The organism is Brachybacterium fresconis, from assembly GCF_017876515.1.
Classification (GTDB): Bacteria; Actinomycetota; Actinomycetes; order Actinomycetales; family Dermabacteraceae; genus Brachybacterium; species Brachybacterium fresconis.
In genome coordinates, this window is record NZ_JAGIOC010000001.1 from 714,550 (window position 1) to 735,135 (window position 20,586).

General features: G+C 70.7%; 17 protein-coding genes and 1 pseudogene. 13 read left to right on the forward strand and 5 right to left on the reverse strand.

The window, feature by feature from the left end:
* The first annotated feature begins 87 nt into the window (after positions 1-87).
* The 4 genes from JOF44_RS03205 to JOF44_RS03220 all read left to right on the forward strand — a co-directional run bounded on the left by JOF44_RS03205 (position 88) and on the right by JOF44_RS03220 (position 4,282).
* Entirely contained in the window at positions 88-375 is a 288-nt protein-coding gene (locus tag JOF44_RS03205; RefSeq protein WP_209887332.1) for a helix-turn-helix domain-containing protein, read from the forward strand.
* The gene (locus JOF44_RS03210) at positions 372-1,613 is read left to right on the forward strand and encodes a type II toxin-antitoxin system HipA family toxin (protein WP_209887335.1); all 1,242 of its coding nucleotides are present in this window, start codon (positions 372-374) and stop codon (positions 1,611-1,613) included. The genes JOF44_RS03205 and JOF44_RS03210 overlap by 4 nt, the downstream gene beginning before the upstream one ends.
* Positions 1,614-1,766: 153 nt before the next feature.
* Positions 1,767-2,273 (forward strand): hypothetical protein, encoded by a 507-nt coding sequence (locus JOF44_RS03215; RefSeq protein WP_209887338.1) that lies wholly within the window; start codon positions 1,767-1,769, stop codon positions 2,271-2,273.
* Positions 2,273-4,282 (forward strand): GMC oxidoreductase, encoded by a 2,010-nt coding sequence (locus tag JOF44_RS03220; protein WP_209887341.1) that lies wholly within the window; start codon positions 2,273-2,275, stop codon positions 4,280-4,282. Before JOF44_RS03215 ends, JOF44_RS03220 begins: the two co-directional genes overlap by 1 nt.
* Here JOF44_RS03220 and JOF44_RS03225 read toward each other — a convergent pair.
* A complete protein-coding gene (locus JOF44_RS03225; RefSeq protein ID WP_209887344.1) occupies positions 4,254-4,862 on the reverse strand; it encodes a TetR/AcrR family transcriptional regulator in 609 nt (202 codons plus the stop codon). The two genes, JOF44_RS03220 and JOF44_RS03225, sit on opposite strands and share 29 nt — an antisense overlap.
* A gap of 59 nt (positions 4,863-4,921) precedes the next feature.
* Between JOF44_RS03225 and JOF44_RS03230 the strand changes: the two genes are divergently transcribed.
* Both JOF44_RS03230 and JOF44_RS03235 read left to right on the forward strand, forming a co-directional pair.
* Complete coding sequence (locus JOF44_RS03230) at positions 4,922-5,914, forward strand: alpha/beta fold hydrolase (protein ID WP_209887347.1); 993 nt, start codon at positions 4,922-4,924, stop codon at positions 5,912-5,914.
* Between the two features lie 41 nt (positions 5,915-5,955).
* Entirely contained in the window at positions 5,956-6,945 is a 990-nt protein-coding gene (locus tag JOF44_RS03235) for an alpha/beta fold hydrolase (protein ID WP_209887349.1), read from the forward strand.
* A 35-nt stretch (positions 6,946-6,980) separates the two neighbouring features.
* Here JOF44_RS03235 and JOF44_RS03240 read toward each other — a convergent pair whose 3' ends face one another.
* The gene (locus JOF44_RS03240) at positions 6,981-8,363 is read right to left on the reverse strand and encodes a short-chain fatty acid transporter (protein WP_245348831.1); all 1,383 of its coding nucleotides are present in this window, start codon (positions 8,361-8,363) and stop codon (positions 6,981-6,983) included.
* Positions 8,364-8,596: 233 nt separating this feature from the next.
* On the opposite strand from JOF44_RS03240, the pseudogene JOF44_RS21220 reads away from it, so the two are divergent.
* Positions 8,597-8,857 (forward strand): annotated as a pseudogene (locus JOF44_RS21220) (MFS transporter); the annotation flags it as partial.
* Between the two features lie 175 nt (positions 8,858-9,032).
* On the forward strand, positions 9,033-9,161 hold the full coding sequence (locus JOF44_RS20940; protein ID WP_281067076.1) for a hypothetical protein: 129 nt from the start codon (positions 9,033-9,035) through the stop codon (positions 9,159-9,161).
* Positions 9,162-9,188: 27 nt separating this feature from the next.
* On the opposite strand, the gene JOF44_RS03250 is transcribed toward JOF44_RS20940, so the two are convergent.
* On the reverse strand, positions 9,189-10,739 hold the full coding sequence (locus tag JOF44_RS03250) for a polysaccharide pyruvyl transferase family protein (protein WP_342591650.1): 1,551 nt from the start codon (positions 10,737-10,739) through the stop codon (positions 9,189-9,191).
* Positions 10,740-10,968: 229 nt separating this feature from the next.
* Between JOF44_RS03250 and JOF44_RS03255 the strand changes: the two genes are divergently transcribed.
* The 4 genes from JOF44_RS03255 (at position 10,969) to JOF44_RS03270 (ending at position 16,250) form a co-directional block, all read left to right on the forward strand.
* Complete coding sequence (locus JOF44_RS03255) at positions 10,969-11,613, forward strand: TetR/AcrR family transcriptional regulator (protein ID WP_209887352.1); 645 nt, start codon at positions 10,969-10,971, stop codon at positions 11,611-11,613.
* Positions 11,610-12,551: an ABC transporter ATP-binding protein gene (locus tag JOF44_RS03260; protein WP_209887355.1), complete on the forward strand. Its 942-nt coding sequence runs from the start codon at positions 11,610-11,612 to the stop codon at positions 12,549-12,551. Before JOF44_RS03255 ends, JOF44_RS03260 begins: the two co-directional genes overlap by 4 nt.
* Positions 12,544-14,103 (forward strand): ABC transporter permease, encoded by a 1,560-nt coding sequence (locus tag JOF44_RS03265; protein ID WP_209887358.1) that lies wholly within the window; start codon positions 12,544-12,546, stop codon positions 14,101-14,103. The genes JOF44_RS03260 and JOF44_RS03265 overlap by 8 nt, the downstream gene beginning before the upstream one ends.
* 365 nt (positions 14,104-14,468) lie before the next feature.
* Positions 14,469-16,250: a purine-cytosine permease family protein gene (locus tag JOF44_RS03270; protein WP_209887360.1), complete on the forward strand. Its 1,782-nt coding sequence runs from the start codon at positions 14,469-14,471 to the stop codon at positions 16,248-16,250.
* 126 nt (positions 16,251-16,376) lie between these two features.
* Here JOF44_RS03270 and JOF44_RS03275 read toward each other — a convergent pair whose 3' ends face one another.
* Together JOF44_RS03275 and JOF44_RS03280 are read right to left on the reverse strand one after the other, a co-directional pair.
* Complete coding sequence (locus JOF44_RS03275) at positions 16,377-17,771, reverse strand: TM2 domain-containing protein (protein WP_245348832.1); 1,395 nt, start codon at positions 17,769-17,771, stop codon at positions 16,377-16,379.
* A gap of 278 nt (positions 17,772-18,049) precedes the next feature.
* Positions 18,050-18,598, reverse strand: coding sequence for a dihydrofolate reductase family protein (locus JOF44_RS03280; RefSeq protein ID WP_209887363.1), 549 nt, complete (start codon positions 18,596-18,598; stop codon positions 18,050-18,052).
* Between the two features lie 79 nt (positions 18,599-18,677).
* On the opposite strand from JOF44_RS03280, the gene recQ reads away from it, so the two are divergent.
* Entirely contained in the window at positions 18,678-20,558 is a 1,881-nt protein-coding gene (gene recQ, locus JOF44_RS03285) for a DNA helicase RecQ (protein ID WP_209887366.1), read from the forward strand.
* Positions 20,559-20,586: the final 28 nt, after the last annotated feature.

Consider the following 20,586-nt stretch of genomic DNA (forward strand, 5'->3'; position numbering starts at 1 on the left):
TGGAGCCACACAACCAGCAAATATGATCAACAGAGTACCCATATACGAGGCTTGCGGCTAACATAACGATCATAGGAGGTGACAAAGATGGCCGGTTACAGGATCGACCGAGAGCTCGAGGACTTCGGTGAGCATGTGCGCGGCTGGCGCATGGTGCTCGGGCTGACGGCGCAGCAGGTCGCCGAGCGCGCCAGCATCACGCGGACCACTCTGCGCAAGATCGAGACCGGCGATCCGACCGTGAGCTTCGGCAGCGTCGCCCAGGTGCTGCGCGCACTCGGCGTGCTCGAGCAGAGCGTCGAGGCCATCGATCCGCTCCGCAGCGACATCGGCCGCCTGCGCGCGGGCAAGCTCGGGAGGAGGCGCGCCCGATGACCGCGACCACCGTCGAGGTCGTGATCGGGGAGTCGGATCCTCCTCGCCTGGTCGGCCGAGCCCACTTCACCAGACAGCGAGGCCGTATCTCCACGACCTTCCTCTATGACGACGAGTACCTTGCCAGTGACGGCATGTCCGTCGATCCAGCGCTGCCTCTGGTCTCCGGTGCTCAGCATCAGAACGGTCTCGTCCGCGCCTTTGCCGACAGTGCCCCCGATCGCTGGGGACGCGGTCTCGTCGAGAAGGCGGAGCGGGCGCGGGCGCGCGAGCAGGAACGAGCACCGCGACGCCTGGACGATCTCGACTTCCTCCTGGGGGTCAGTGATGACACCCGCCAGGGAGCGCTGCGCTTCCGTCATCCGGGCCGCGACGCATTCCTCGGCAAACCCTCGAGCGTGCCGAGGCTGGTCTCGCTGCCAGAACTCCTGCACGCCTCCGACGTGCTGGCCTCGGACGAGGATCCGTCGGCGGCCGTGAAGCAGCTGCTGGACACCGGGACCACGGGACTGGGCGGCGCGCGACCCAAGGCCTCGGTGCGTCTGGAGGACGGGTCCCTGGCCATCGCGAAATTCCCGCACGGAAGCGATCAGTGGGACGTGATGGCCTGGGAGGCCACCGTGCTGGACCTGCTCGAGAACGCCGGTATCCGCACTCCGGAGCGTCGGCTCACGCGCGTGGGTGAGCGCAGCGTGCTGATCCTGCGACGGTTCGACCGCACCCTCACCGGCGATCGTCTCGGATACATCAGCGCTATGACGGCAGTCGGCTCGGTCGACGGGGAGCACCGAGACTATGCCGAGATCGCTGAGACAATGCGCGACCTGGCTCTGTCCCCGCGCAAGGATCACCACGAGCTCTTCGACCGAGTCGTCGCCAGCGTCGCGCTCGGCAATACCGACGACCACCTCCGCAACCACGGTTTCCTCGCCGACCGGGGCTCGTGGATGATGAGCCCGGTATTCGACGTGAACCCGAATCCCGACCCGTACCGACCGCGGTCGACCTCGATCCTCGGAGCCGACGTATTTCCCGACGAGGCCGACGCGCTGATCGCGCTGGCCGAAGAATGCAGTCTCGATTCCGATCATGCGAGACAGCGGATCACGCACGTCACGTCGGCCTTGTCGAGCTGGCAGGACCAGGCACGCAGGAATCGGATCCCTGAACGAGAGATCTCTCTGATGGCCGAGTCCATCAAGCCGCGATGTGAGGCCGTCACGCGCGCCGCAGGGTGATTCGGAGAACGGTGCTGGCCGGTGCACGGGTAACCGGACACGTTCCAAGTCGGAGAGTCGGTCACGTCTCAGCTCTGTCGCGGATACGGTGCACCGTGGAGGGCTCCGTCGCGTTCGACCATGGGCCCAGGACCCATCCGTCCGGGAGGACCCATGCCCCGTCTCGCCGGCCGCCGGCCCCATCTCGCCCTGGCGCTGCTCGCCGTGATGATCCCGCTGGCATCCTGCGGCACCGGGACGGCTCCGGTTCCCGCGGACGACGCGGTCTCCCACTACGACGATCTGGCCACCGAGCTCGGGGCCGCCCTCGCCGTGGACGGCACGCCGTGGACGCTCGCGCCGGACACCCGACAGGTCGCCGGCGGCGACGACGGCTGCCGGTTCACTCCCGGCACCTGGAGCCCGGAGACCCCGCTGCCCGAACCGTCCGAGGACGAGGGCTGGACTCGACGCATGGCGACCGTGAACTCGGTGCTCAGCGGTTACGGGTTCGAGGAGATCGAGGACGTCACCGAGGATGGCTCCCGCACCGTCCTGCAGACCCAGGACGAGCACGGCGCGACGCTGTCCATCACCGCCGAGGGCCGGATCCGGATCTGGGAGGCCGCCGTCGATACGGATCCGTGCACGGCGGAGACCCTCGGGATCGAGCAGAGCTGATGGTGTCCGACACCGCCTCGTCAGCCGCAGCCCGCGAGCACATCGCCCGCGCCCTCGACCCCGTACTCGCCACCGACGAGCTCATCGCCGAGCTGGCCGGGCGCCTGGAGGCCCTCGACGCCACCGCGCCCGTCGGCTGGAGCGACGTCGTCGCCCGCCACTCCCCCGGCGACCCGGACTCCGAGCGGGACCTGCGCATCATCGTCGGCGATCTGCTCTACGAACACGGTCTCGCCCCCGACCGGGTCGGCCCCGAGCTCGCCCCGCACGTGCAGACATGGTCGCCGCCGGCGCCGGAGAGCCTCGCCCCGCTGCTGCTGGACCAAGCCGCCTTCGCCACCCCGGAGTCGCTCACCGACCACTACGACGCGATCGTCATCGGCTCCGGAGCCGGGGGCGGGATGGCCGCGCAGACACTCGCCGAGGACGGCCGCCGGATCCTCGTCATCGAGCGCGGTGCGCTGCCGGACCGGAGCCGGCTGCTCACCGACCACCTGCGCACCCCGCGATCGGCGCTGGGCCTGTTCCCCTGGTCCGGCCCCGGGCCCGAGGCCGAACCGCGCACGGTGAGCATCGGCGAGACCGCCCCGCGCGACGTGGTCGCGGGCGAGGGGCTGTGGGGCGACAATGCGATGACCATCGGCGGCGGCACCCGCGTCTACGGCGCGCAGGCCTGGCGGTTCGGACCACGCGACCTCGCGATGGCCAGCACCTACGGCGTCCCCGAGGGCAGCTCGCTGGCGGACTGGCCGCTCGCCTACGAGGATCTGGAGCCGTACTACACCCGCGTGGAGCAGCTGCTCGGCGTCAGCGGCGGTCCGTCGGCCGACCCCTGGGAGGGGCCCCGCGGCGCTGAGCTGCCGATGGGACCGCTGGAACGCTCCCCGCTCGGGCAGCGGCTCGCCGCGGCCGCCGGGCGCCTGGGGCTGGGCACCCAACCGGTGCCGCTGCTGATCAACACCCGCGAGCGGGCCGGGCGGGCGGCCTGCGTGCGCTGCTCGCAGTGCGTGGGGCTGGACTGCCCCGTCGGCGCCCGCGCCGGCAGCCACAACACCACCCTGCCCGCCGCACTCGGCACCGGGAACGCGACCCTGCTGGCTGCCGCGCAGGCCTCCCGGATCGACGTCGGGCCCGACGGGCGAGCCCGCGCGGTCGAACTGGTCGGCGATAAGGACGGAAAGATCTGGCGGCGCCGGATCCGCACCGAGCTCGTGGTCCTGGCGGCCGGGGCGATCGAGAGCGCGCGCCTGCTGCTGGACAGCGCCACCGACACCCATCCCGACGGCCTCGGCAACGACACCGACCAGGTGGGCCGTCACCTGCAGGGCCACGCCTACGGCGGGGCCGGCGCCCTGTTCGACGAGGAGGTCGTGGATCTGAAGGGGCCCGGGCCGGACATCTCCACGGCGGACTTCCGCCACGGCAACGACGGGGTCCTCGGCGGGGGGATCCTCGCCGACGAGTTCGTGCCCACCCCGGCCGATGCCCAGAGGGCCCTGCGCCGCAATGGCCTCGTCGATCCCACCACCCCCGTCGGCTCCCCCGCGATGGAACGGACGATGCTGCGCCTGGGCACCGTCGTCGGCCCCATCCAGGAGGTCACCACCGCGGACTCCCGCGTGCGGATCGACCGCAGCCGCCACGACCGATCCGGCCGCTCGCTCGTGCACCTGTCCGGCAGTCTGCACCCCGAGGACCTGCGCGGACGCGAGATGCTCTCGACCCGCGCCGCCGAATGGCTGGCCGAGGCCGGCGCGGCGCAGGTGCGGCGGATGCCGCCGCTGGGCGGCCTCACCCCGCCCAGCAACGGACAGCACCAGGCCGGGACCTGCCGGATGGGGACGGATCCCGCGCACTCCGTGGTCGATCCCGGCGGCCGCGTGTGGGGCCATCCGAACATCGTCGTCGCCGACGGCTCCACCCACGTCACGGGCGGCGGCGCGAACCCGGTGCTGACGATCTACGCCAACTCGCTGCGGATCAGCGAGGGCGTGACGCGGGCGGGCTGAGGAGCGTCGTCGTGACCGCAGCGGCCAGCTGCTCGGCCGCGTCGGTGCTGTCGTAGTCCGGATCCGTCTGCTGCTCCCGCACGATCGCATCGATGGCGCCGCCGATGGCGAGGGCGGCGGTGCGCAGATCCGCGGCCGGTGGCAGGCCGCGGGCCGTGCGCGCCTGCTCGAGCAGCCGGGCGAGAGGCTCCCAGCGCTCCTGCGACTGCCCGGGCCGCCCCAGGTGGACGAGGGCCTCGGAGGCCACTCGCGTGTGTCGGGGATGATCGCGGAAATAGCCGATCATCGCGATGACGTAGACGCCGGGACGGTCCGTCACCGCGGCGACCTCGACGGCGGCGCCCACCTCGGCGACCAGGGAGGCGAGCACCTGCTCGTACGCGGCGGCGAGCAGCTCCGCGACCGTGGGCACATGGTGCAGCACGCTGGCCTTGCTCAGTCCGGCCGCCTCCGCGATCCGGCCCAGCGTGGCCGCTGGGTACCCCTGGTCGCCGACCAGCTCGATGGTGACCTCGATCAGCTGCTCGCGGCGCGCCGCGGGCGCACCGGGGGGACGTCCGGGACCTCTCCTGGTTGACATGACCGCTAATCTACCTCATGGTCGATTGCTACACAGCCGCTCGGAGAAGGGACCGTGAGATGCCCGAGCACCCGACCCCACCACGACCTCGCCGTCGACGCCTCCTGCTCGCCGGAGGGCTGGTGTGCACCCTGGCGGTGGGCTTCGCCCTCGGCTCCACCAAAGCCGCGCCGGTCGGCCACTGGCGCTCGGCCGAGGGGCGAGCCACCTATCTCGAGGCCTACGATGCCGCCTTCGCCGCGCTCCCCGAGCCTGCCGAGACCTACGACGTGCGCACCGACTACGGTGTGGTGCGCGTGTATCGCTTCGACGGTTCCGGAGACCTCGAGCACCCGGTGCTGGTGCTGCCCGGCACCGCCGCCGGGATGCCCGTCATGGCGGACAACATCCCCTCCCTGCTGGAGGTCGGCGACGTCTACGCCATGGATCTGCTCGGTGAGCCCGGTCGCAGCATCCAGGACCGACCGATCACCTCCGACCCGGACAAGGCTGCCTGGCTCCATCAGGCCCTCGACGGCCTGCCCGAGAAGCGATTCCACGCGCTCGGGCTCTCCATCGGCGGGTGGACGGCGACGAACCTCGCCCTCCACCACGACGAGCACCTGGCCAGTCTGACCACCCTTGATCCGGTCCAGACCTACGACGACATCCCCCTGGGCACCGTCGTCCGCTCGATCCCGGCCGCCTTCGGCTGGATGCCGAAGGGGTGGCGCGACTCCTTCAACTCCTACATCGCCGGCGGGGCCCCGGTGCAGGACGACCCGGTGGGACGCATGACCGAAGCGGGCATGCACAGCTACCGCATGGCCCAGCCCCAGCCCACCCGGATCACCCCCGAGCAGCTCGGCACGCTCGAGGTCCCGGTGCTCGCGATCATCGCGGGGCAGTCGGTCATGCTCGATCCCGAGGACGCCGCCGAGACCGCTCGCTCGGCCCTGCCCGACGGCCGGGTGGAGGTCTTCCCCGAAGCCACCCACGCCATCAACGGCGAATACCCCGAGAAGATCGCTGGCCTCGTCGACGACTTCGCCGCCGAGATCGAGGCCCGCTGAGCGGGCCGCTCTCCCCCGATGCCTCCCGGAAGGGACCGTCCATGCTCGATCACCCCACCGTCCGAGGTCCCGTACGGCTCGGACTTCTCACCGTCGGTCTCCTCGGTGCCGCATCCCTGGGTGCTGCGTTCACCGCACGAGGATCCTCCCCTGTCGGCCACTGGCGTTCCGCCGCAGGCAGAGCAACCTACTTCGCCGCCTACGACGCCACCTTCGCAGATCTCCCCCACCCCGCCGCGACCCTGGACGTGCGCACCGACTACGGCGTGGTGCGCGTCTACCGGTTCACGGGACACGGCACGACACGCTGCCCGCTGCTGCTCCTGCCCGGCACCACGTCGGGAGCCCCGATGTGGGCCGACAATCTGCCCTCCCTGCTGCAGATCGGCGACGTCTACGCCCTCGACCTGCTCGGAGAACCCGGACACAGCATCCAGGACCGGCCCATCTCCGACGACGCCGACAAAGCGGCCTGGCTGGCCCAGGTGATCGCCGCCCTGCCCGAGCAGAGCGTCCACCTCGTCGGGCTCTCCATCGGCGGCTGGACCGCCCTGAACCTCGCGCTCCATCACCCGGACGGGATCGCCGGCGTGAGTCTCCTCGACCCGGTGGTGAGCTTCGCCGACATCCCCTGGGCCACGATCGTGCGGTCACCGGCCGCGGTGCTGCCCTGGCTTCCGCGCTCCTGGCGCGATGCCTTCACCTCCTACGTCTCGGGCGGCGCCGAGGTCGAGGACATGCCGGTGGCCCACATGATCGAGGCCGGCATGGCGCACTACCGGATGACCGCGCCGCCTCCCACGCGCATCACCCCGGAGCGGCTCGGCGAGCTCACGGTCCCGGTTCTCGCGATCATCGCCGGACGATCGGTCATCCACGATCCGTCACAGGCGGCCGAGACCGCTCGAGCCGCTCTGCCCGATGGACGCGTGGTCGTGCTCGCCGACGCCTCCCACGCCCTCAGCGGCGAGTACCCCGAGGAGATCGCCGCCCTGATCGCCGACTTCGTCGCGGAGGTCGGGGCGCGCTGATCGCGAGGCGCCGTCCGGACCGCCCCGGAGATCGCTCAGAGCGAGACGATCAGCAGCGTGCCCGCGAACACCAGCCCGGAGGCGATCAGCACGATCGTGGTGTAGCCGAGGATGTCGCGCATCTTCAGCCCGGCGATGGCCAGCAGCGGGAGCGCCCAGAAGGGCTGGATCATGTTCGTCCACTGGTCGCCGTAGGAGACCGCCATGATGGTGATCGACGGGTCCACGCCGAGCTCTGCGCCGGCGTTCAGCATGATCGGCCCCTGCACGGCGAACTGCCCGCCGCCGGAGGGGACGAAGAAGTTCACCAGACCCGCCGCCAGGAAGGCGAACAGGCCGAAGGTGCTCGTCGTGGAGATCGAGACGAAGGCATCGGAGAAGACCTGCACCAGCCCGGAGCCGACCATCATCCCCAGGATCCCGGCGTACAGCGGGAACTGCAGCAGGATCTCGCCCACGTTGGAGGCGGCGTTCTTGGTCAGGTGGATCAGCTCGAAGGGGTTCTTCACCAGCAGCAGGATCAGGGCGAGGAAGGACCAGTTCACGGTGTCCAGGGTCAAGGTGCCGCCCCGGCTGAAGTGCAGCACCAGGTAGGCGACCAGCGCGAGCCCGATCAAGCCGGTCACGAAGCGGCTGGCATCAAGCCGGTCCGCCGGGGTGACGACCTCCTCCTGCCCGTCCTCCGCTGCCTCGCGGGCGTCGATCTCCAGCTCCTTGACCGCGTCGCCGCGCCGCGGGGCCACCAGGAACAGGGCGAGGGCGACCACCAGGATGGTCACCGCGGCGGCGATCATGTTCCATCCGGAGAACACGGTCTCGGTGATCGGGATCGGCCGCCCGCCGAGCGAGTCCATCAGGAACGAGCCCTCGGTGGCGGCGGTCAGCGGGCCCGAGGCCGAGTAGCCCATGTGCCAGAGAACGAACCCGCCGAATCCGGCGGCCACCAGCATCGGGAAGTGCAGCGTCAGCCCGCGTTCGCGGCCCTGGTAGGCGACCTCCCGGGCCAGCAGGCCGCCGACCACGAGGCCGAGGCCCCAGGTGATGAGGGAGGCGGCCGCGGCGACCACGAACACGAACACGTACGCGGCCAGCTCGGTCCTCGGAATCGAGGCGAGGAAGGCCAAGAGCTTCCGCACCGGCCCGGTGTTGGCGAGCATGTGCCCCAGCAGCAGGATCAGCGCCATCTGGGTCATGAAGGCCAGCAGCCCGGCCAACCCGTCGCCCCAGGCCACGATCAGATCCGCCGGGCCGGTGGGCGTCAGGAGCAGGCCGAGGATCGCCACGATGAAGGTCAGCACGATGGAGAACACCAGGGCGGAGGGGATGAATCGCTCCACCACGTGGTTCAGAGGGCGCATGGCGCGGGAGATCGCCGTGCCCTCCTTGCGGGTGCTGCGGGTTTCGGGCGCGCTGGACATGCGGAGCTCCTCAGGACGCGGGGCCGGTCCGCACGACGCTGTGCCGGGAACGGGCCTCGGAGTGGGCGTGACCACTGCCACCATAGGGTGACCAGCGACGTGACGTGGCCGAATCCCGACGGCCGCGACCCAGCAGGGCAGGCCCCGGTGCGGGACGGCCGATGGGGCCGACGGGCGTACTCTGCATCCGATCGCTCCCGTCGGAGCGCTGCCTGCCGTGACGAAGGGGCCGCATGCCCGCCGATCAATCCTCCCCCGCCCGCGGCGAGCTCGGGGCCGACGACGACCCGCGACTGGCCCGCCTCTGGCCCGCGCTGTGGTCGATCGTGCTGGGGTTCTTCATGATCTTGGTCGACACCACCATCGTCACCGTCGCGATCCCCCGCATGCAGGCGGACCTCGGCACGGACCTCGCCTCCCTGCTGTGGGTGACCAGCGCCTACCTGCTCGCCTACGCGGTGCCGCTGCTGATCACCGGGCGGCTCGGGGACCGGCTCCGGGGTGTACAACGAGACCCGTCAGGTCGGCTCGGTGCTGGGCTCGGCGGGGATCGCGACGGTCATGGACGACCGCATCGCCGTCCGGATCAGCGAGGCCGTCGGCGGCTCGGGCGGGGCGATGCCCTCCGGCGGCGAGGTTTCGTCGAGCGCTGATCTGCCGCCGTTCCTGGTGGAGCCCTTCGCCGCCGCCATGGCCGACGCGATGCTGCTGCCGGTGGCGCTGTCGCTGGTGGGCGTGGTGGCAGCCTTCTTCATCGGCCGACCGGTGGACACGGGGGCGTGGGCGCAGGACGTCTGACGCGGCACGCGCTCGAGCCGCGTCGCCTCACCGCTCCCGCGGCGATCGCGTCAGCGCGTCCTTGAGGCGGGTCGGGATCCGCACCGCCCGCTGCGCCCGGTCGTTCGCCTCCCCCACCTGCTGAGTGATCGTGCGCAGGCGCTCGTCGAGCGTCGTCAGCCTCGCCTCGGCCTTCGCGGCGTGCTTCTCCGCCGCCTCCCTGCGCTTCTCCGCGGCGTCGGCGCGCCGCTGCTCCTGCTCGAGACGCTGCCCGACCTCCTCCACCCGGAGGCTGAGCTGCGCGAGCTGCTCCTGGGTCCGCTTCTCCCGGTTGGTGGCCTCGCGACGGATCGCGGCCTGGGTCTTCTTGCGCCGGACGTCCCGGTCCTGCAGCACGGCGTGCCGCTGCGTGGCTTCCGGGGACTCCCCGATCCACGTCGGCCGGACCGCGGGCGGGAAGGACATCTCCGCGACCCGCCGCTCGTAGTCCGCCCGGGCCGATTCCTGACCGGGGTCGTAGATGTGCTCGAAGCCGTTCTCGTGCAGGAAGGAGCTCAGGGTCTCGAACCGTTCGAGGTGTCCCCGGTTGAACTCCGTGAAGTCGGCCTGGGAGTACAGCTCCTGCACCGAGTGCGGCATGTGCTCGCTGCCGCGGATCAGGTACGGGATGCCGTGGTGCTGCGCCAGCTCGAGGGTGCGGGAGTCATGGGCCAGCATCACGCTGGGGGTGCCGGCCAGCACGGCGGCGATGTTGCCGTGGGCTCGCGCCCCGAAGGAGAACGCCATCTGCTCCAGCCGGCCGATCCACGGGTAGGCGTCGATGTACATCTCTGCCCGCGCCGCGGTGAACTGCGGATGGGACCGCTCCAACGGCAGCCGCGGATCGTCGGCGTCGTACGGCGAGGTCGCCCAGAGCATGAGCTCCAGGGTGCCGTGCTCCTGCGCGATGTAGGTGGCCCGGTAGTGGCGCTCCGCGTCCGCGATGAGGTCGCCGCCGAAAGGGTCCTTGGTCTCCAGGTTGTAGGCGATCGGTGCCCCGGGAGCGAGGGTCTCGGGCACCTCCACCCGGTGCCCCGGCCCGTGGAGGGTCAGCGAGGGGCATCCCACGACCACCACGTCGTGGAAGCCGAGGGAGCGCAGGTACTCCGCGGTCATCTCGCCGCGCACCGTCAGCGCGCTGGAGCCGCTGAGGACCGCCCGGGCGAACCGCGTGATCGTGGGCTCCATCGCCCTCAGCGCGGAAGGATCCCCGTCCAGGGGCAGCTGCGCCCCGCCGGAGAGCATCACGAAGGGGATGGTGAGCCGCTCGAGGAAATCGGCGGTCCGCCGCAGATGGTCCTCGAAATCCGGGCGGAAGCAGTTGGCAAGCGGCAGGATGAACCCGTCGTACTCGGCATTGACCTGGTCCGCCATCTTTCCGTTGATGCGGTAGTGGTTCGCCTCGACCACCGTGTCCTGGGTCGAGAAGAGCTTGTGGGAGGCGGCCCCGTAGATGAGGTTGCCGCTGTTGGTGCCGAGCCAGTTGCGATCGAGCGTGTGGAAGGCATCGGCGACATCGAACGGCGATTTGCCGAGCCGCATCAGATATCGCTTCGTCACGGAAGTCTCCCTCTCTGGAATCGGGCCACGGGCATGCCGCGGCCGTGCGACGTGGTGATCCGGGACGCAGGCCCCGCCGTGGAGTGCCCCGAACACTATCGGGTCCCCGACCCGCAGGAGCCGTGCAGTCGGGCGCGAGGCCACGCCGGTGTCGCCCGACGGCAGCGGGGGGATCTTCGACCACGTCCACCCCTATTCCAATACAGACCACTGCTGTATCGTTATTGCCATGGACGCCGACACTCCTCCCCTCCCCGGCCGGCCCCGCAGCGCCGATGCGGATCGCGCTGTGCTCGAGGCCGCGCTGACCCTGTTCCTCGAGGGCGGCGTCGAGGCCGTGAAGATCGATGCCGCAGCGAAGCGGTCCGGCGTCACCCGGGCCACCGTCTACCGCCGGTACCCGCGGCGGGAGGACCTGATCATCGCGGCGATCACCGAGGCGTACCGCGTCCACTTGGACAGGCCTACGCCGGAGAACCCGACCGTCGCGGACATGGTCGACGGCATCGCCGGCGCCCTCGCGGACCGGCGGGTCCGCGGGCTTCTGCGGAGGATGATGTCCGTCCCCTACGACCACCCACAGCTCTTCGCGCGCTACCGCGCAGAGACCGCGAGCGATGCTCGGGACCAGGTCATCCATCTGGTGCTCGCCCGGGCGGAGGCCGACGGTCAGCTGCCGCCGGGCGCCGATCTCCCGATGATCCAGGCCCTGTTCGCGGGGTCCATCAGCACCCATCTGCTCACCCATAGCGACGACGAGCCGCTCGAGGACGTCGTCGCGTATCTGTACCGGGTGCTGCGCACCCTCGGGCTCGAGCAGGACGACTCCGCCGTGGCGAGGACCGCGGCGGACGCGACGAGGGAGTCCCGATGACCGCAGTGATCTCCGTGGAAGGACTGGTCAAGTCCTTCGGTCCGACACGAGCGCTCGCCGGGTTGGACCTCGAGGTCCAACCCGGCGAGGTCCACGGCTTCCTGGGCCCCAACGGCGCGGGGAAGTCGACCACCCTCCGGACCCTGATGGGTCTCCTGCGGGCCGACGGCGGTCGTGCCGCCCTGTTCGGCCAGGATCCGTGGCACGACGCGGTCGCGCTGCACCGACGGCTGGCCTACGTGCCCGGCGACGTCGAGCTGTGGCCCACCCTGACCGGCGGGGAGGTCATCGACCTCCTCGCCAGGATGCGCGGCGAGACCGCCATGCCCCGACGGGCGGAGCTGATCGAGAGGTTCAGCCTCGATCCGGGCAAGAGGTCGCACACCTACTCCACGGGCAACAGACAGAAGGTCGCCCTGGTGGCAGCCTTCGCTTCCGAGGCGGAGCTGCTGGTCCTCGACGAGCCCACCTCGGGCCTCGATCCCCTCATGGAGCTCGTGTTCCAGGACGAGGTCGAGCGGGCCCGGAACCAGGGACGGACGGTGCTGCTGTCCAGCCACATCCTGGCGGAGGTGGAACGGCTCGCCGATCACCTCAGCATCGTGCGCGACGGCGTGACCGTGGAGTCCGGCACCCTGGCCGAGATGCGGCACCTGTCCGGCACGAGCGTGGGGGCCACCACCGCCGCACCGGTGACCGGACTGGACACCCTGGACGGCGTGACGGATCTGGAGCAGGACGAGACCACGGCACGGTTCCACGTCGCCCCAGACGCCCTCGACGCCGTGATGACGCACCTGACCCGCTTCGGCATCGTCGCGCTGCACAGCGCTCCGGCCAGTCTGGAAGAGCTCATGCTGCGCCATTACGACGCGGGGCATGACGACCGCTCGCCCGCGACGACCGCCGCCCGTGGGGAGGCGGGACGCGATGCGTGACGCCCTGGTCGGCACCGGGCTGCTGCTGCGGCTCGGGCTGCGACGCGACCGGCTGCGGCTGCCGCTGTGGACGGTCGGGATCGCGGTCTTCGTGCCATTCTTCTTCAACGCCCTGGAGACCACGGCGGGCGATGACCCGCAGCAGGCCGTCGACGACCTGGCCGAGGCGCGAACGATGCTCGACATCTTCGCCGGCCCGGTCTACGGGCTCGAGACGGCGACGCTGCAGAAGTACTTCCTGATGTACAACCAGGAGTTCCTGCTGGCCGCGGCGCTGATGAGCATCCTGCTCGTCGTGCGCCACACCCGGGGCGAGGAGCAGTCGGGCCGCGCCGAGCTGGTGCGCACCGCCGTCATCGGACGTCACGCGCCCCTGACCGCGGCGCTGCTCCTCGCGGCCATCACCAACACGGTGCTCGCCGGGCTGCTCTCGCTCGGGGCGCTGGGCATCGGGTTCGGCGGTGGTGATGCGGCGCTCTACGGATCTTCCATCGCGGCGACCGGACTCGTCTTCGCCGGGATCACCGCGACGACCGTGCAGCTCGCGGCGAGCGGACGGACCGCGGGTGGGATGGCCGGCGTGCTTCTCGCCGTGGCATCGATCGGACGCGGCGCCGCGGCAGCTCAGGGCGACGACCATCCCGCGCTGTGGCTGTCGCCGATGTCGTGGGCGAATCTGACGAAACCGATCACCGACCCCACCTGGGGGCCCGTGCTGCTGTCCGTGACGACCGCAGCGGCGTTCGCGTCCCTCGGGTATGCGCTCTCGGTGCGTCGCGACGTCGGCCGCGGACTCCTCGCCCCGCGCCGAGGCCGGGTGGAGGCGAGCCGCTGGCTGTCCTCCCCGTTCGCCCTCGCCCTGCGCACGCAGCGCCGGACGATCCTGTGGTGGGCAGTGGCGATGGGGATGCTCGGACTCGTCTGGGGCAGCCTGGTCGGCGCGATCGGCTCGGTCGACGGAGGCGAGGCGATGTTCGGGGACGATCTGGAGCAGGGATACATCAGCCTGCTCGGGGTGACCCAGGCACTGCTGGTGGGAGTCTTCGCACTGACCTCGATGGCACGGGTGACGGCCGAGGAGACCAGCGGTCGCCTGGAGGCCGCGCTCGGCACCGCGACGAGCCGGATCTCGTGGCTCGGATCCTGGGTGCTGGTGACGGCGCTGGGGACGGCGGCCCTCCTGCTCCTGTCCGGGTGGGGGCTCGGCGTGGCCGCGACCGCCGCCACGGGGGACCCGAGTCTTCTGGGCGGTGCCGTCGGCGGGGTCGTCGGCCGCTTCCCCGAGCTGCTGGCGCTGATCGGCATCTCGACGATGCTGTACGCCCTCCGGCCGGCGTGGCAGGGGCTCGCCTGGGTGGTGTTCGGCTACGGCGTGATCATCCGCTTCTTCGGCTCGTCCCTGCCGGAGGCGGTGCAGAAGCTCTCGATCTTTCAGCACATCCCCCGGATGCCGGTGGAGGGGTTCTCCCTCGGCCCTGTCGTGGCCCTGTCGGTGGCCGGCATCGCGCTGGTCGGCACGGCCCTGGTCGTGTTCCGCCGCCGGGACGCCTGAGCCCCCTCGAGCCAACGCGTCCCGACCCGATCACGCCGCCCCCATCCGTCAGCCCCGGGTGCGGGACTCCGAGCATCCCCTCCGACGCTCGAGCGGGCCCTGCTGGACAATGTCTTCGCCGAGCACGTGGGGGCCTGAGGACACATCCATCGGACCCTCACCCGGATCCGTCGGTCGCGATCCTCGAGCTCGTCGACCACGTCGACGGCCGACCGCTCGGCAGGTTGCGCCTCCGTGCCCGGGCCCGTCAGCGGGTTCGTCGCGACGACCGGCTGTATGCGCAGGGAGCCCTGCGTGCCGCCGGAAGAACCCGAGTACGGTCGACGACGAAGACGACGCACGCCGCAGACGCCGAGGGGAACCTCATGTCGAGAAGAACACCGGACGAGGTCGATCGCCGGATCGCGGGAATGGACTCCGAGCAGCTCCCGGTCGGCAAGCATGAGCTGCACGGCGCCGGGCACTTCGCCGGGCTGTACGCGGCCGAGAACGTCGCGGGCACGGAGTTCGTCTTCGGCGCGACCTTCGTCATCCTCGGCGCCGGGATCTGGGACGTCATCATCGGCCTGGCGGTCGGCAACCTGCTCGCGGTGCTGACCTACCGGTTCATCACCGCCCCGATCGCCACTCGGACCCGGATGAGCGTCTACACCTTCCTCGACCGGGCAGCCGGTCGCACGACGTCCGCGCTCTACAACGGTCTGAACGCCGTGGTCTTCGCGGTCATCTCCGCGGCCATGATCACCGTCTCGGCGACCGCGCTGCGTCTGATCTTCGACTTCCCCGCGCAGACGGAGGCGTACCCCACCAGCGTGGGCTTCATCGTCCTCGCGATCGTCTTCGGGTCCGTCGCCGTGCTGGTGGCGGCATTCGGCTTCAACGCGCTCGCCGAGTTCGCGAGCATCTGCGGACCGTGGCTGATGGTCATGTTCGCCGCCGGCGGCATCGTCCTCGTGCCGAAGGCCGCCGACGAGGCCCTCGGGACCACCGTGCTCTCGGGATGGGGCGACTTCATCACGATCGGCGGCGACACCGTCTTCACGGGAAGGACGCCGGACGGCGCGGAAGGGATCGGCCTGCTGGGAGTCATCGGGTACGCCTGGGCCGCGAACTCGTTCGCACACGCCGGGCTCATCGACATGTCGCTGCTGCGGTACGCGAAGAAGAGCTGGTACGGCTACCTGTCGGCCACCGGCATGTTCCTCGGCCACTACATGGCGTGGGTATCGGCCGGCTTCATGGGCGCGGCGACCGCCGCGATCACGATGCAGAGCATCACCGTGCTCGAGCCGGGCCAGGTCGCCCTCCAGGCACTCGGGTACGCCGGCTTCGCCGTCGTCATCGTGGGCGGGTGGACGACGGCCAATGCGAACCTGTATCGCGCCGGTCTGGCCGGACAGGGCGTCTTCCCCCGGTTCTCGCGGGCGAAGGTCACGCTGCTCATCGGTGGTCTCGTCGTGATCGCGGCCGTCTTCCCGTTCATCTATCGCGGCTACCTGAATCTGGTGACCTACGCCGGGATCGCCCTCGTGCCGATCGGTGGGATCCTCTTCGCCGAGTACTGGCTGCTGCCGAGGCTCGGGATGACGAGGTACTGGGCGCGCTACAAGGGCGTTCAGAACGTCCCTGCGCTGCTGGCCTGGGGAATCCCCCTGGCCCTCGCCGCGGTGCTCCTGATCGCCGGTCTCGCCCCCGCGTACTACCTCTTCCCACCCGTCTGGTTGCTCAGCACGGTCCTGTACGTGCTGCTCGCCAGGATGATGGGAGCCGCGGAGAGATACCCCGACGGCGAGGCCGACGACGAGCTCTTCGCGGAGCGGGTGGACGTGTTCCACACCCAGCAGGCCCGCGAGGCCCACACCGATGTGGACACGCGGGACCGGAGGGCGCTGACCCGCGTGCTGAAGGTGGTCTGGATCGTCGACCTCGCGGTGATCGCGGCGGCCGCCCTCGTCGTCCTGCTCGCCAGCTCGGACATCACGGCCTACGAAGCGCATCGGGATCGGTTCTTCGTGGTCGCCGCGGTCGGGACCGTCATCTATTTCCTCGCCGCCTACGGGGAGCTGCGCCGACGCACCGCCCACACCCGGCGGTCGCTGGCGCGGCGCGATGGGTCTTCGCCCGCCGGAAGCCGGCCCGCCGACTGACCCGGCGAGTTGCCCGCGACGCAGAAGAACCCTTCCGACGGGCGATCCGGAGTTCGCCCGTGCTGGACCGGAGGACGGGGCCGCAGCTCGATGCCACGACCCCGTCCTCCGTCTTCGATGGTCAGATCACTCGACCTTCTGGAGGTCGGTGAAGGTCATGATGTAGTCGGGTGAGTCGATGGACATCACCTCGGTCATGTTCGAGGCGTAGTAGCACTCGTCGTTGCTCTCGCTCCCGGACTTCAGCGTGCCGGAGAACTCCACGGTGTCCCCCGGCGCCAGAGCCAGCGCGGAGTCGTACAGCGGGGTGCCCTGCTCGATGAGCGTGTTGTCGGACACGTCGGAGAAGGCGTTGTTCCAGGTGCCGATCTCGATATCCTCGTCGATCGAGAGCGTGACGACGGCCTTGCCCTCGCCGTTGGCGTCCACGGTCACTACCGTGCCCACCCAGCTCTCGACGGCGCCGTCCGGGATGGATGCGCACATGGCCTCGCTGCGGACGTTCAGGACGTTCGCGCGCTGGAGATCGGTCTCCGCGCTCTCCGCGGCGGTCCGCCCCTCGGCGACCGCGTCCGACATGGACTGCTGGGCCGCCGGGACATCCGGCGCCGGTGCCTCCTCGACGGCAGGCTCCTCGGCCGGCTTCTCCTCGGCGGCCGGCTCCTCAGCGGCAGGCTCCTCGGCCGGCTTCTCGTCGGCAGCCGGCTTCTCAGCAGCGGGCTCCTCGGCCGGCTTCTCCTCGGCAGCCGGCTCCTCAGCAGCGGGCTCCTCGGCCGGCTTCTCCTCGACGGCTTCCTCTGCCGCGATCCCCTGCTCGGAGCCCTCGGGCTCGAGCTCTGCCGTGGCCACGGTCTCCTCGTCCGCCGAGGAGGCGTCGGTCCCCGCGCTCGTCGCACCGTTGATGGCCGAGAAGACGAGGCTGATGCCGACCACGATCCCGGTGACGATCCAGGAGAGCTTCTTGTTCTTCTCGTAGTTCGCCAGCGGCCGGCCCTTGCTGTCCTTTCCGCCCGTGAAGATGATGATCAGCAGGTCGACCAGCGCCCAGATCCCGGCTCCACCGCAGGTGAGGAGTTTGAGGATGCCGAGGCCGACGAAACCGCGGTAGAAGCGATCCGCTCCGAACACACCCAGGAAGAGCGCGAGCAACCAGGCGACGACGAAGTCCTTCGGCGCGGAGGCAGGGCCGAACTGCCCCGGCATCGCTCCCTGGGGAGCGGGAGCGAACTGCGGCGCCGGGTGATGGTAGGCGGACCCGGGATTCGGCGAGCCCGCCATGCCCGAGCTGTGGGGCGACTGCGCACCCTGCGCCCCGTTCGCCGGGGTGCCGACGGCGGGCTGCGGCGACCATGCCGAGCCCTGGTTCGACTGCTGCCACCCCGCTGGCTGCTGCGGCGGCTGCCCGCCGTACGGGGAGCCGTTCTGCGCGGCGGGGTAGGGCGTGCCCTGCCCGGGGACGGGCCGGCCCTCGCCGGGCTGCTGGGGAGTGCCGCCGGAGGGCGGCGGGAAGGAAGACGACATGATGCTCCTGGGGAATAGGGCGCGAGGAAGCGCATGACCAGCGGAAAGGATGAGCCTCGCGGAGAGCCCGGGCACTGTTGACGGGTCATCCTGAGGATCTGATGGAAGGTTAAATCAGGGGTCCGTCATTCGAAGCCATTCGCCCAGGAAAGTGGGCCAGCTCATCAGCCTCGACACGATGTGACCGGGAGTTATCCCTCGCGCCGGGGTCCGTCATGCCGTCGGTCACACGGCGCCGCATGCGTCTTCCGTCGTCTGCTCCGGCCGTCGTCCGCGACCTACCGGACCGGCGCGTATGTCAGCACGACGGCGCCCGAGCCGAGCTCCGTGCGCTCGATCAGCTCGAGATCGAGCGGCCGGGACAACCCGGCGAACAGCGTCGGCCCGTGCCCGGCGACCCGCGGATGGACCAGGAACTCGTACTCGTCGATCAGACCGAGCTCCGCGAGGGCGAGCGGAAGGGTCACGCCGCCGGTGAGAAGGCCCTCCCCCGGTGCATCCTTGAGCTCACGGACCGCCGTGGCGAGGTCCCCGCGCAGGATCTGGGAGTTCCAGTCGACCTGGGTCAGGGTGCTGGAGACGACGTACTTCTGGGCGGCGTCGATCGTGCGGGCGAAGGGCTCGACCCACTCAGGGAACATCCCCGGTTCCAGCGGCAGCCGCCAGGCCTCCTCCATCATCTGGTACGTGACGCGACCGAACAGCAGGGCGTCGGCGCGCGCGAGGTTCTCGGCGTGGTGGCGATGCATCTGCTCGTCCGGCTCCACCGCCCGGTGGTCGCAGCAGCCGTCGACGGTGACGTTGATGGAGTACCGCAGAGGTCTCATCCGCGGGAGTCTACGCGCCCGTCCACAGCTGCCCGGGCCGGGTCGCCGCTCGTCGGCCCGCCCGAATACAGTGGCCACCATGGATGCCTCGCCCACCGCCGACCCGATCTCTGCGCTCCGCGAGGGCGATGTCGAGCAGACCGACCGCGCCCTGGCGATCCTCTCGACGGTCTTCGGCTACGACTCCTTCCGCGGAGACCAGCGAGCGATCATCGACCAGGTCGCCGGCGGCGGGGACGCCGTGGTGCTCATGCCCACCGGCGGCGGCAAGTCGCTGTGCTATCAGATCCCGGCGCTGCTGCGGCAGGGCACCGGCATCGTCATCTCCCCGCTGATCGCGCTGATGGCGGACCAGGTCGCCGCACTCGAGGCCGTCGGCATCCGGGCCGCGGCCCTGAACTCCACGCTCGAGCTCCATGAGGCCCAGGCCGTCGAACAGCAGCTGCTGGCCGGTGAGCTGGACCTGCTGTACATGGCCCCGGAGCGCCTCGTGCTGCCGCGCACCCTCGACCTCCTGCGCCGCGCCGAGCTCTCCCTGGTCGCGATCGACGAGGCCCACTGCGTCTCCCAGTGGGGCCACGACTTCCGCCCCGACTACCTGGGGCTGTCGGTGCTGGCCGAGGCCTTCCCCACCGTGCCGCGGATCGCGCTGACCGCCACCGCCACCCAGGCCACCCATCGCGAGCTCACCGAGCGGCTGCGCCTCCAGGAGGCGGAGCACTTCGTCTCCAGCTTCGACCGCCCCAACATCCAGTACCGCATCGAGCCGAAGGCGTCCCCCCGCGAGCAGCTGCTGCGTCTGATCACCACCGAGCACGAGGGCGAGTCCGGGATCGTCTACTGCCTCTCGCGCAAGAGCGTGGAGACCACCGCCGCCTGGCTCTCGGACCGCGGGATCGCCGCCCTGCCGTACCACGCGGGCCTCGATGCGAGCGTGCGCCAGGACCACCAGGAGCGGTTCCTGCGCGCCGAAGGCCTGATCATCGTGGCGACCATCGCCTTCGGCATGGGCATCGACAAGCCCGACGTCCGTTTCGTCGCCCACCTCGACCTGCCCAAGTCCATCGAGGGCTATTACCAGGAGACCGGGCGCGCCGGTCGCGACGGCCAGCCCTCGACGGCCTGGCTGGCCTTCGGCCTCGGCGACGTGGTCAACCTGCGCAAGTTCATCGACGCCGGCGAGGGGTCCGAGCAGTTCAAGCGCAACGCCCGCACCCACCTCGATGCGATGCTCGCCCTGTGCGAGACGGTCTCCTGTCGCCGCGTGCAGCTGCTGCGTTACTTCGGCCAGGAGTCCGAGGCCTGCGGCAACTGCGACATCTGCCTGAACCCGCCGGAGACCTGGGACGCGACGGTCGCGGCGCAGAAGCTGCTGTCGGCGCTGATCCGCCTGGACCGCGAGCGGGGCCAGAAGTTCGGCTCCGGCCAGGTGATCGAGGTGCTGCTGGGCCGGGAGAACGAGCGCTCGCGCCAGTCCCGGCACGAGGAGCTGAGCGTGTGGGGCATCGGGGACGAACTCACCGAGAAGCAGTGGCGCTCCGCGCTGCGCCAGCTGGTGGCCCGCGGCATCGTCGAGCCCCAGGGGGACTACGGGGTCCTGACCCCTGGCTCGGCCTCCGGCCCGGTGCTGCGCAACGAGGAGACCGTCGAACTCGCCGTGGACCGCTCCCCCGTCAAGGCCACCCGGTCCCGCGGCGGCGGGGGCGGCGGCTCGAGGGCGGCCGACGGACTCGAGATCGCCGAACGCGAGCGGTTCGAGGCGCTGCGCCGCTGGCGCACAGCGGTCGCGAAGGAGAAGCAGATCGCTCCCTACATGGTCTTCTCCGACGCCACGCTGGTCGGCATCGTCCAGACCAGGCCGGAATCGGTCGCAGCGCTCGGCACCGTCAGCGGCGTCGGCGCCAAGAAGCTCACCGAGTACGGCGAGGACGTGCTCGGGGTGCTCGCCGACCAGGGCTGATCGCTCCCTCCCGAGCTGCCGGTCACCT